The sequence below is a fragment of the Mariniflexile ostreae genome (assembly GCF_042427585.1).
GTDB classification, from domain to species: domain Bacteria; phylum Bacteroidota; class Bacteroidia; order Flavobacteriales; family Flavobacteriaceae; genus Pseudalgibacter; species Pseudalgibacter ostreae.
Genome location: NZ_JBHMFC010000034.1, coordinates 36,393 through 49,747, shown reverse-complemented (window position 1 = coordinate 49,747; position 13,355 = coordinate 36,393). Strand labels below are relative to the sequence as shown.

At 36.7% G+C, this 13,355-nt stretch carries 6 protein-coding genes; all 6 read left to right on the top strand.

The window, feature by feature from the left end; all coding sequences use genetic code 11:
* Positions 1 to 115 precede the first annotated feature (115 nt).
* The 6 genes from hepC (at position 116) to ACFFU9_RS09000 (ending at position 13,341) form a co-directional block, all read left to right on the top strand.
* The gene (hepC, locus tag ACFFU9_RS09025) at positions 116 to 2,086 is read left to right on the top strand and encodes a heparin-sulfate lyase HepC (RefSeq protein WP_379861087.1); all 1,971 of its coding nucleotides are present in this window, start codon (positions 116 to 118) and stop codon (positions 2,084 to 2,086) included.
* Positions 2,087 to 2,262: 176 nt separating this feature from the next.
* Positions 2,263 to 5,400: a SusC/RagA family TonB-linked outer membrane protein gene (locus ACFFU9_RS09020; RefSeq protein ID WP_379861086.1), complete on the top strand. Its 3,138-nt coding sequence runs from the start codon at positions 2,263 to 2,265 to the stop codon at positions 5,398 to 5,400.
* A 14-nt stretch (positions 5,401 to 5,414) separates the two neighbouring features.
* Positions 5,415 to 7,172, top strand: a complete 1,758-nt coding sequence (locus ACFFU9_RS09015) for a RagB/SusD family nutrient uptake outer membrane protein (protein WP_379861085.1) — start codon at positions 5,415 to 5,417, stop codon at positions 7,170 to 7,172.
* Positions 7,173 to 7,194: 22 nt separating this feature from the next.
* On the top strand, positions 7,195 to 8,634 hold the full coding sequence (locus ACFFU9_RS09010) for a CBM96 family carbohydrate-binding protein (protein WP_379861084.1): 1,440 nt from the start codon (positions 7,195 to 7,197) through the stop codon (positions 8,632 to 8,634).
* 72 nt (positions 8,635 to 8,706) lie between these two features.
* Positions 8,707 to 9,963 carry a glycoside hydrolase family 88 protein gene (locus ACFFU9_RS09005; protein ID WP_379861083.1) on the top strand — a complete coding sequence of 419 codons (1,257 nt, stop codon included), beginning with the start codon at positions 8,707 to 8,709 and terminating at the stop codon, positions 9,961 to 9,963.
* Positions 9,964 to 10,116: 153 nt separating this feature from the next.
* Complete coding sequence (locus ACFFU9_RS09000) at positions 10,117 to 13,341, top strand: chondroitinase family polysaccharide lyase (protein ID WP_379861082.1); 3,225 nt, start codon at positions 10,117 to 10,119, stop codon at positions 13,339 to 13,341.
* The last annotated feature ends 14 nt before the right edge of the window (positions 13,342 to 13,355 follow it).

The following is a 13,355-nucleotide window of genomic DNA, read 5'->3' as shown; positions in this document are numbered from 1 at the left end:
AAGCTGTAAAAGAGTGGTTTTTATTCAAAATCGCTCTTTTATATTAGAGAATCAGGATTTTAATAACATCTTCTCCTTGCGGTACCAAATGATTAAACACTAAAAAACGAACTAAATGAAATGGATTAAAAACATTAGATTATTGCTAATCGTTAGCATAATTAGCATGGTCGTATCTGCTCAAGGTCAGACCATTATTGATGCCAGCGTATTTGAATTGTTGGATTTAAATGCAGATGGATTAGAAACAGTAAAAGAAAAGGTAAAGCAAGAAGACTATAAAAAGGCAGCAGACGAATTATTGAAGTATTATCGTAATAGAACGCATATTGAGCATCCAGATATCAATGCTTCTGACAAGGCGTCGTGGCTGGGAAAAGAAATAGGAAAACTGGATTTAGAAAAAGCCAATAAAGGTATGGAGCATAAGTTCTTTGTACATAAAGGGTATGGGTATTTAGATTATGGAAAAGATATTGATTGGGATTATTGGCCAGTAAAGGATAACGAAATCAGATGGCAAGTAAACCGCATGTATTGGTGGATTCCTATGGGGCAAGCCTATTGGTCTACCGGAAATGAAAAGTATGCCAAAGAATGGGTATTCCAGTTAAGAGATTGGATAAAGGATAACCCAAAAGGGCTTTCCAAAGAAAATGACCGGTTTGCATGGCGCCCTTTGGAAACCTCTAGAAGGGTACAGGACCAAACCACACTTTTTAATTTTTTTGTAAATTCAGAACATTTTACGCCTGAATTTTTAGTGACGTTTTTATTGAATTATCATGAACAAGCAGAACTGGTTAGTGCTAATTATACAGAGAAAGGAAATCACAGATTGTTTCAAGCACAGCGAATGATTTACGGTGGTGGTTTTTTTCAAGAGTTTAAAAATGCTGAAAGATGGAGGAAAGAAGGCATTGCTATTTTAAATGAAGAAATGAAAGTACAGGTTTTGAACGACGGATTCCATTTCGAGATAAGTCAACATTATCATATAGGTAGTATTGAAACCTTCCTAAAAGGATTACGAATGGCTCAGCTTTGGAATTTAGAACATGAGTTCCCAAGCGAGTACTTAGCTACTATAAAAGATATGATATATGCAAGCCTTAAAGTGTCGTTTCCCGATATGAGCTACCCCATGTTTGGAGATGCTTGGGCGACACCTAGTGAGGCCATGACGAAAAAATATAAAGAGTGGAGTACCATTTTTCCAGAAGATCCGATAATTAAATATTATGCCACGGGGGGGGAAGAGGGACATGCTCCTGATGTTTTGTCAACAAGACTATCGGAAACAGGGTTAACAGCATTTAGAAATGGTTGGGACTCACAAAGCACGGCCTTAATTATGCGAGCAGGGATACGTGGTGGAGAATTTCATACCCAACCTGACAATGGTACTTTTGAGCTATGGCATAAAGGCGTGAATCTAATGCCAGATGCGGGCTGTTATGTGTATGCTGGCGATAAAGAAGTCATGAACCAACGAAATTGGTACAGACAATCTTCAATCCATCAAACTTTAACACTAGACGATAAAGATATTCTTATAAACACAAAAGAATTGAAATGGCACACCTCAGAAAATCTTGATTATTTGGTATATGAAAATAAGAGCTATGAGAACCTGAGCCATAGACGCTCCGTGTTTTTTGTAGATCAATCTTTTTTTGTAATTATCGATGAAGCTATTGGAAGCGCTACCGGCAATGTAAAAGTTCGTTATCAGATTAAGGAAGGTGACGCAAAATATAATTTTAAGAACAATACGTTTAAATCCGATAATAAAAGCGAACCCAATGTACAGGTTGTAGCATCATCCAAAAGTGAGATTACTACAATACCAGAAACGTTAAAGGTGTCCTACAGTTACAGAGAAGAAATTCCTCGAAAAGGAGTCGCTTTTTCTATAATAAAGGAAGATGAAAAGCCTATTTCAATGGTTTCGGTGGTATATCCAGAAGATGGAAGAGGGACGGCCTTAAACGTGTCAAGTAAAATAACCAAGGAGTCGGATGCTAAGATGCGTATAGAAGTTTCTGTTAATGGGAAAACATATACGTTAGGCTATAGTCTTTAAGATAAGTTTAACGTAAAGAAGAGGTGTTTCTTTTTAATCGTTTGTTAAACAGTGTTTTAGGTTTTTGTTTTCTTTTCGTTTGTAACAAACGCCCCTTTAAATTGAACCATCTGACCCTACCATGCCCCATCTTAAATCATAATTTTGAACAAACTAATTTAAACTAAATAAGAAAAATGAAGAACAGAATGAAAAGTTCATTTAGAAAACGACTTTTTTTTGCAGTATCAGTTATTCTATTATCAACAACTGTATATGCTCAAAATTCGACGGTTACAGGAACAGTTACCGATGAGGAGAATATGCCTTTGCCAGGAGCTACTGTTTTGATTCAAGGAACCAATAAGGGAACCACGACAGATTTCGACGGAAAATACACCCTTAATTTTGGTGGTAAAAAAACATTGGTAATAAGTTATCTGGGATATGCGACCAAAGAAATAAAAATAGGGGATAAAAGTATTATCAATGTGCAGCTTTTGGCAGATGCTAGCCAGTTAAATGAAGTGGTTGTTATTGGCTATGGAGAAGTGAAACGAAAAGACCTTACAGGATCGGTAAGTTCCCTAGATGTTGGAGATGTTAATAGGGCTCCTGTAGCATCACTGGATCAAGCTATGGCTGGTAGAATCGCTGGGGTTCAAGCAACCTCAAGCCAAGGAAGACCAGGTTCAGGGTCTAATATTAAAATTAGGGGTACGGGTTCGCTTACCCAATCCAGTTCGCCTTTATATGTAATAGACGGATTTCCAATTGAAGATTTTGATGTCTCGTCGTTAGATCAAGCGGATATAGCTTCCATGGAAGTGCTTAAAGGGCCTTCTGCCGTTGCGATATATGGAGCACGAGGAGGAAATGGTGTAATCTTGATTACCAGTAGAGATGGTGTAAGAGGGAAGACCGAGGTGTCGTACAATGCTTTTTATGGCTTTAATGAAATAAGCAATAGAATAGACGTGCTTTCGCCTTATGAGTTTGTTAATTTGAGATACGATGTAGATCCTGTTCAGGCCGCTAATCAATATGGTCCAAGTAATCTATATTTAAACGCAGACGGAAACAGTATTAAGGGTATTGATTGGCAAGAAGAAGTGTTTAGGGATACTGAAGTGCAAAGCCATAACGTTTCTATAAATGGCGGTGCAGCCGATACAAGATACAATCTTTCTCTATCTAGTTATGGTAGTGATGGCTTACTGCAAAACAGTGGGTTTGATAGAACGTATATCAAGTTAAAATTAGATCAAAAAATAAGTAAAAAATTAAAGGCAGGTGCTAACGTGTCTTATACCACAACCGAAGTTACAGGAACCCATACGTCTACCAATATTTTAAATCCTGATGGTGGATCAAGTAATGCCAGGTTTAATTTACTTAAAGACATTATTCAAGGACGACCAACTGGGGGATTGTTTTATACCAATGAAGAATTATTGCTTTCTCCAGAGGATCCTGATACGGAAGAAGGAGCGCCTATAAGCAATCCAATAGTGAATTCGTTAACTCAAAAACGAGTTGACAAGAAAAACTATTTGCTGTTTAATGGGTTTCTAAGTTATAAAATTGTTAATAATTTAGAATTAAAGGTAACCGGAGGTATTAGGCAATTAAATAGAAAAAGAGAGAATTTCGACGAGGTAAACAGTGCGTTCCAGAGACGTAATGGATATACTAGAGGGGAAATTAGGGTGAGTGATCAAACAAATAGTTTAATTTCTTCTACATTAACGTACAGAAACAAATTTAATGATCATAGTTTAACAGCGATGTTAGGTTTTGATTACCAGAATAGAGTGGAGTCTTATGTCATTGCTTCTGGGAGTAACTTTCCTGAGCCTAACTTAGGCGTTGACGATTTGGGGTCGGCTACAGAAGCTGGTTTTCCACAATCGTATAAATCGCCAACGGACGTTTTAAGCTCGCTCTTTTACAGAATAAGCTATGGTTTTAAAAGCAAATATTTGGCTACAGCTACTTTAAGAAGAGATGGGTCATCTAAATTTGGGGCGAACAATAAATATGGTTTGTTCCCTTCATTTGGGGGGGCTTGGAGGTTTTCTGATGAAAGTTTTCTAAAGGATTTTAAACCACTTTCCGATGGTAAATTTAGAGTAGAATGGGGACAGGTAGGAAATAATAGAATTCCTGCATTTGTGTCTTCGGCGATACTAAACTCAACAACTTATGGCGAGAATAATGGCATAACCGCAGGGGTGGCCCCTTCAAACTTGGCCAATCCAGATATTAAGTGGGAAGCTCAAGAACAAGTTAATTTTGGTGTGGATCTAGGGTTCTTTAACGATAGAATAACATTAAACGCCGACTGGTACAGAAAAACATCCAGAGATTTATTGTTAAAAGCACCAACACCTGCATCTTCTGGTTTTCAAGATGTTTATAGAAATATTGGAGAAATCCAAAATGAAGGTTTGGAGTTAGCATTAAATACACAAAACTTAAAAGGGGGTGCATTTACTTGGGATTCTAATATAAACTTGACTTTTCCAAAAAGCAAAACCATATCTCTGGTTGAAAGTGATATTTTGTACAGCAGCTCCTCTTGGTCTTCTAGTAACGTAAGTCAGGATGCTTTTGCTAATGATTATATTACAGAAGTTGGGCAACCCTTTGGTTTGATGTATGGTTTTGTAGATAACGGACTGTACAGAGCAGAGGATTTTGATGGCGATGGAAAACCTTTTGTTGAGGTGTCGTTTAACGATGAAAAATTAGGATACAGAAAATATGTGGATCTTAATGGAGATGGTGTTATTAATGATGACGATAAGAAAGTAATAGGTAACCCAGAGCCTAAGTTCTTTGGAGGATTTTCAAATAACTTTGCCTACAAGGGGTTCGATTTGAATGTGTTCTTCCAATGGTCTTACGGAAATGACATCTATAATGCCAATAGAATTTTATGGACTTCAAACTTAAAAAGCCATAGAAATTTTATACCAGAAATTATAAATAGATGGAAAGATACGAATACGCCAGAGCAAAATGCTGCTGCAACTTTTAGAGATATTAATGATAATTCTGAAGTGTTAACAAGCCAGTATATAGAAGATGGTTCTTACCTAAGACTTAAAACGGTTTCTCTAGGATACACGTTTAATAAGAAATGGATTAATAAAATTGGGATGCAACGCTTTAGAATTTACGTTACGGGACAAGATTTATTCACCTGGACAAGCTACACTGGCTTTGATCCAGAAGTGAGCACTAGGGGTGGAGGTCTTACTTCTGGAGTGGATTTTGGCGCATACCCACGAAGCAAAACCTTTATTGGAGGACTATCAGCTACGTTCTAAATAATATGTTATACATGAAAATTAAAGATATAGATATGGATTTAATAAGAAAAAATATAAGTCGAGGTATTCCTAGTATGCTAAGCTTTAAAATAGGATTAATCATACTAGCTATGGGTTTGGTATCGGTGTCGTGTGCGAGTGATCTAGAGGAAGAGGTTTACTCGTCTTTTACGGGCGATAATTTTTACACAAATGTAGCTTCAGCAGAGTTGGGTCTTTTCGGGATTTATGATGTGTTAGCTACAGATGACTTGTATGGAAGGGGATATTTGTTATACTTTCATACGGGAACAGACCAAGAACGCTATTGGAGGCAAGACCGAGGACTGGATGATGATTTATTGGCCAACTACCAGATACAAGAAAACAACGCATGGGTTGGAGAAGTTTGGAGTGCCTTTTATAAAGGTATTTATAGAGCAAACCAAGTTATAGAACGGGTCACTGTTTTACGGGATGCCAATGCTGGCATTTCAAACCCATCATCAAAAGAAGTGTCCGATCTAGCTGCTTACAATAATGTTTTAGGAGATGCTTATTTCTTAAGAGGCTTTATGTATTTTCAACTCGTAAAAAATTGGGGCGATGTGCCTTTAAGGTTAACGTCTAACATCAGCTTAGAAACTTTAAAAGCGGAAAGAAGTCCTAAGGAAGAGGTTTTTAAACAAATCGAGAAAGACATGACCACGGCAATAGGTTTATTGCCAGAAGCTCCAAATGTAAAAAGCGCTTCTAGGGTTAGTAAAGGTGCCGCGCAAGGGATTCTTACTCGTATATATTTAACTTGGGCAGGAGAACCAGTACGTGATGTTTCAAAATACGGGAAAGCTGTAGAACAAGCTTGGGCTGTGGTTAGTGGTGGCCAACATCAATTAAATACAACTATCGATCCATTAACTGTTGGCGCACCTTATAATCAATTTTTTCCTCAAGTATTTAAAAATTTATCAGAGAAAGTAAATGAGCCGAAGGAAAGCATGTGGGAAATTCACTTCTCGTATGTTGGAGACAGCCGTAATGACGCCAGTACTTTGGGAACTTGGCACGGTGTTACACAACACACCAACTCCATTTATAAAAGAGGGGCTCCAAGACGTTATAATCTGCCTACCTTTTATGACACTTTTGAAACAAATGATTCTATAAGACGGGATTATTCTATTGCCCAATTTGAGATTGATAAAGACAATCAATTCATACCTGTAGATAGAAATAAGTTGAAATGGGGTGTGGGTAAATTTAGAAGATATCTTATAAACTCAGTGTCTTCAGATCATAATTATGATGTTATTAATGTTCCTATTTTGCGCTATGCAGATGTTCTTTTGATGTTAGCAGAAGGTATTAATGAAACGGTTGAAAATGGTGGTGTTTTACCAGCCGGAGTGTCTTTAAGTACGGCCTACGATGCCATTAATCAAGTAAGAAGGAGAGCTAGAATGCTACCGGTTGATAGTGCTGCACCTTCTGTAGATATTACAGGTTCTACTGGAGAGGTTTTTAGACAACAAATAAGAAATGAAAGAAGTTGGGAATTATGTAATGAAAACTTAAGAAAACCAGATTTGATTAGATGGGGGATACTCGTGGAAACTGTTAAGAAAACAGGGGTCGATATGGCAGCAGCGGGTTATGGTGATGATAAAGATTATTTCCCGGCATTGCATATCCAAGAGCACCATGTGTTGTTACCTATTCCTTTTTCTACAGAAATAAGTCAGAATCCAGATGTTTTAAAAACGGATCCTTCTAATAACGGTTACAGGTAATACTAACTATAAAAGAAATATTATGAACATTATGAATATAAAATTTTATAAAGAAAAAAGTAAAATTCTTCTAACACTGGTAGCTGTCATATTCTTGTCTGTTACATATTCTTGTGTTGAAAATGAAGACACGGTTTATGGAATAGAAGATGAACCTGATGCTGCAATAGGCTTTGTACAAAAAGAAGCTACAGTTCTAGAAGGAGATAAAGCTATTCAGATAGAGGTCAATACTTCAAAGTTTCTTTACGAAGATGTTACGGTCGATTTAGCAGTAGCTTCAGGAGATGCTGCTGGTGTTGTTTTTTCTGATAGCGATGGAAATGAAGGCACTACATTCACTATTCAAAAAGGAGCAAAAAGCATCAGCCTTAATTTGAGAGTGGAAAATGATAATAAATATACAGGAACCCGCAACGCAACTTTCACACTAGAAAATTTAAAAGGTGATGGGGTGTATATCACAGAACAAAATGTTGGTGGTGAAGAGAAAAGACTGAATTTTGAGTTTAAATTAACCATTGAAGATGATGCGCCCGTTCCGCCATCTGTAGGGTTTAATGCTTTGGCAGGAGAGGTTTCCGAAGATACCACAGAGGCGCATAAGGCCATTATAGAATTTACGACTCCGGCTGTCGAGCCAGGTTCTTTCGATATTATATATAGTGGTACTGCAATCGCTGGTACAGATTATAACTCAGATGCTGTAAATGGAGTGCAAACGGTTGATTTTCAATCGGGAGCACAAACGATTGAAATAGAAATCGCTCCTGTTAATAATGCAGTTGTTGATGGTAATAAATCGATTATTTTAACCATTAGTAATGTAAGTGAAGGATTTTTTATAGGTGAAGTACCAGCGTATGAACTTACAATTGTTGATGACGATTTGCCTATAAAGGAAAGCACCATCATTACAGAAGCAGATGCATGGACTAGAGGGAAAAACGGTTCAGGAAAATCGGATGACAATGGCGGGGATAAAGCAGACTTGGTAATGAGTGGTGGAGATAAAGATGATGATTTTAGAGAGTTTTATTTGAAATTCGATTTAGCAGGAATAGATCCTTCCAAAGTCATAGAAGCAAAAATAGTTTTAACCACTACAAGAGAAAGTAACTGGTTAAATGCCGAAACAAATTTTGGAGGTATAACAACACAGTCTATGTACCATGTTATTGATGATAGTTGGGAAGAGATGAGCATTACGGCCAATACGATGCCAGCGGCAGGCACTAGCCCTATTGCGACATTTACCAGTGATTTTTTAATTGGAGAAACAACACTTTCTAGCTTACAACATGAGTTTGATGTAACAGCACAAGTCCAAATCGAGACCGATGGGAAACTTTCTGTAAGGTTAAATACAGGGAATACACTTGGACAGCGGTTATTTTATGCTTCAAGAGAGCATGTTAATAATACTCCACCTAGGTTGGTTGTTGTAGAAGATTTGCAATAAATTAAATATAAGTGCCATACGGGAATAGTAATGTTCTCGTATGGTTTTTACACTAACACACATCTTGTTTCAATGGAAATAAAAAAAGTTGTTATTGGGATTTCTATTATAGTTTTGGCTGCCCTTATTAGTTCGCTTTATTTATATGGTTCTGCCAATTCCCAACAGAAAAAAAAAGCATTTAAACCTAAATCCGAAAGCCCTGCATTGTCGGATGCGTTTATAGATGAGCTTTTTAAAAAATCGACTCAACATCTTGAAGCAATGTTTCCCGCTGTGGAAAAAACAGGGCAACTACCAAGGTCCGTAGAACGGGGACTTAAACCAATATCAGATTGGACCAGTGGGTTTTATCCAGGAAGCCTTTGGGTAGCCTATGCACATTCTAAAGACCCAGATTTACTTAAAAAAGCGGAATTTGCTACACAATTGGTTGAAGATGAAAAGTATAATACAAAAGACCACGATATTGGATTTCGAATCTATTGTAGCTATGGTGAAGGGTATAAATTAACGAAAGCTCCAGAATATAGAGACGTCATCATTCAAGCAGCAAAATCTGCCATTACACGCTATGATCCAAAAATAGGAGCCATTATGTCTTGGGAACCGAATTTAGGAAGAGATTGGCAATTCCCTGTTATTATTGATAACATGATAAACTTAGAGTTGCTTTTTGCGGCTACTAAACTTACGGGAGACGACACATTTTACAATATAGCCGTTAAACATGCCAATACCACTTTAAAATATCAGTATAGAGAAGATTTTAGCTGTTCTCATGTAATAGATTTTGACACCATAACAGGTGATTTTAGAAAACGAGATTGGAACAATGGCAATAATGATCCAGAAACGGCCGCTTGGAGCCGCGGACAAAGTTGGGGCTTGTATGGTTTTGCGATGACCTATAGAGAAACGGGTGATGTAAAATATTTACAGCATGCAGAGCGTATTGCAAATTTTATTATAAATCATCCTAATATGCCTGAAGATATGGTGCCATATTGGGATTATAATGCTCCTGAAGTTCCTACCTTAAGGGATGCTTCAGCGGCAGCGATTATGGCCTCGGCATTTGTAGAGCTTTCTACGCTTTCAAAAGTTAATGGGCTTAAATATTTTAAGATGGCCGAAAAGATACTGAAAAGTCTTTCATCACCAGAATATTTTGCAGAGCCCGGAACTAATGGTAATTACTTAATAAAGCATGCCACTGGGAATTTTTTGAAAAACTCTGAACTGGATGGCACACTAAGTTATGCCGACTATTATTTTTTAGAAGCGTTGACACGCTATAGTCATATTAAAAATAAGTTTAAAGCTTAGTTCTAAAGAAAACGAATCTCACATAAAAAACAGCATCTATAACCGTCTGTTTTATGAAGCTGTTTTATAATAATATTATGATTAAAGCTTTGATATAGAATAAAGTTACGGATAGAAATAAAAAAACTAAAGTCAACAAAATTATTTAGTGTTATGAAATCGTATATAAACCATCTTGTGTTCTTTTTTATTTTAGTTAGCCTTAAGGCCTTTGCTTCTCCAGAAAACGTTAACACTATTTTTAGTTCTAACCAAAACAATCCTGCTGATGACCTCTTGATTAACCAATTTAAGTTTGAAACGAAAGCATCCTTAGAAATTTGGAAATCTGAAAAAGGGGCCATGGAAATCTCTCCATTGCACTTTAAAGACGGCCAAAATGCGTTATTATGGAATTATAGTGTAAAGGACTATCTGGTAGTTGCCGATATGGAAGGCTTGCACCAAGCTACAGAAGCGTATAAAGGCGGTATTCCCGAAAACTACGAGCCAGCTTATTATCCAGAGGCTAAATATGGCGGTATAAAAATGTGGATCTATCAGGAGGTACCACAACAGGGTAACATGGTATTTCAAGTCGGAAGTGATGTAGATACTGCTAAAACGAATCCCAAATATAAATTTGAGGTGAATTTAGATTTTAAAGGTTGGCGTGCCGTTTGGGTATGTTTTGAAGAAGATGCCAAGGTTCCTGATTATAAAGGCGAGAACATCATGAAAAGTTTTGTTTCGTTTCCTTCAAAGGAGGTTATGGAACCAGGAAAACTTTTTATCGATCGTTTTTCACTTTTAAGTTTTATCTCAAAAAAGCGGCATTCAGATTTGCATTTTGTTAACAGTAAAACAGATAATAGGTCAGATTCATACAAAATACTGAAACCTTATCAAGATTATTTAAACGTAGATTTTAATACGGCATCACCTTCAGATAAAAACGATAAAGAAGTCACTAAGTATTCTAAAATTATTTCAGATAAATTAGAATTTCTAATCTTGGGCGATCAATCAGATCATTGGAAACAACGCAATTCTGGCATTGAAAAAAGAGTGGCTTCCCAAATTAAGAGTAGTAAAATGTTTTATGAAACGCTTAATTTAAAAATGGATAGTAATAGTATTACGGGTGTACCCCTGTTTGCCACAAGAGATGAGCATATTGCAAAAGAAGGTATGGTGTTTCAGGCTGTTAGCCAGTCGACGATGTTTCCTTTGGCTATGGATTTTAGGATGAATAATAACTTAGATTCTCAAGAAAAACTAATCACTTTGTTGGATTATTTTGAAGATCAAGGCTGGGCCGCAGGGAGTGCGATGGGAACGGTAGATCATATTATTAGGTTAAACCCCATGGCACAAGCTGTTTTTTTAATACGAGACGATCTTGAAAAGCAAAATAAATTAAAGAATCGAGTGGATATGCTTGCTTGGCATAGTCGTATAGGGAGCATTATAGACTTAGATTTTACTAGGGGTGAAAATACAGATAAGGTAAGAGGTGCCGCTTTGGTGAAATTAATAGCAGTGCTTCTTATGGAAAATGGTGCTAAAAAAGACTTGTTTTTAAAGCGTTTTTCTGAGTACATGAATCACGTTATAGATTTTGCTCCAGGATATTCAGATACTATAAAACCAGATTTCTCTCTTTATCACCATAGAGGTACTTATTTAAACTCGTATGGCATACATGCTTTAAATACAATGGCGTTGGTATATTGGCTTTTGGAAGACACCCCTTATAGCTTGTCTGAAAAATCATCTAAAATATTAAAAGGAGCTTTAATGCGCCAATCTGATATTGCGTTTGGAAACGATATTCATTACGGTGTAGGAGGACGTTTCCCTGATAAAAATCAAGCCATTGGTGCTAACCTGCTCCCTGCTTTTGCTGTTATGAGCATGAAAAATGGGAGTGTAGATGATTTAGAGTTTGCAAAACGCTATAACTATCATTATCAAATTAGTGATCCAAAAGAGATGGTATCTATTTTAACTCCTGCATTAACATATTCTGGAACCTTTGGCATGTTAGACCTTATGGTTAATCTGCATAATAGTTTAAAAAAAGACTATAATAAACCAAGCAACTTGAATATATCCATGCCTTATTCTAGTTTATTGGTACATAGAAAAGAGGATGCCTATGCCACTGTAAAAGGGTACAATAAATATATTTGGGATTTTGAAACTGGAGCAAGTAAAGGTGAAAATAGTATGGGGCGCTACTTAAGTTTTGGTACTTTAATAGCAGCCCAAAACAACCCGGAAAATGGTTTTGTTGGTGCGGGTATCGATGTCAATGATGGCTTTCATTGGGCGTATATGCCAGGTGCCACAACAAAAGCTTTGCCAATAAACAAAGTGTTCCATGATAATGCAAGCACAGAAAAGTACATAGAAGGCTACCATAGAAGCTTCTCTGAAACTACTTTTGCAAGTGGTTTAACGCAGGGTGAAAATGGAATGTATGCCATGAAATTACGTGATGATGTTACTCCAGATTCGGATAAGTCATTATTTGATGATTCTTTTAGAGCTACGAAATCGTACTTTTTTATTGGAAATGAAATCATCTGTTTAGGATCTGATATCGAAAACGCGGATGCTCGTTACAAAACCATAACCACGTTGTTCCAGTATAAGTATGATAGTGCAAAACCAAGCCTGTATAATGGTAAACCCATAGGCAAGAGCCAATCTTTAAAAAAGGAAAATACAGAAGGGTATTTTACAGATCATAATGGATTACAATATATTATAAGAGAAAAGGGAAAAACGGTATTAGAACAAGGGCCACAAAAATCTTTAATGAAAGTTAAAAAAGATTATGTGTCTACCAATAAAGCTCATGTAAAAGCTTATCTAGACCATGGTAAATCGCCAAAAAATGGCGCTTATGAATATCAAATCTTATTAAATACAACGACAGCGGAAGCAGAGAAATTGGTAGCTTCCAAAAGCTATAAGGTTTGGCAGAAAAGCAAAGATCTGCACAGTATTTATCATTCCTTAACAGGGATAGAAGCATATGCTATTTTTAATATAAACAGTAAAATAGACAAAGGACATCTTGTTAAGACAGATACCCCGATTTTGGCCATGTTTAAAAAAGATAAAGAAAGGGCTGTATTGTCTATTGCAGATCCTGATTTAAAATTGAAGAAATGGAATCATAACATGTCAAGAATGCCAGATGATATTACCCATGGGGCTAGCGAAGGGAGTGTGGTTACAATAACATTAAAAGAGGAATGGTATGCCGCAGGCTTTGTAGAAAGCATATTGTCTATTAAACAGGATCGAGGACAAACGGTAGTTCAAGTGTTCTGTAAAGACGGAATGGGTGTGGATATTCCTTTGCAAAAAAGAATTAAATTATAAAAAGACTAATCCAG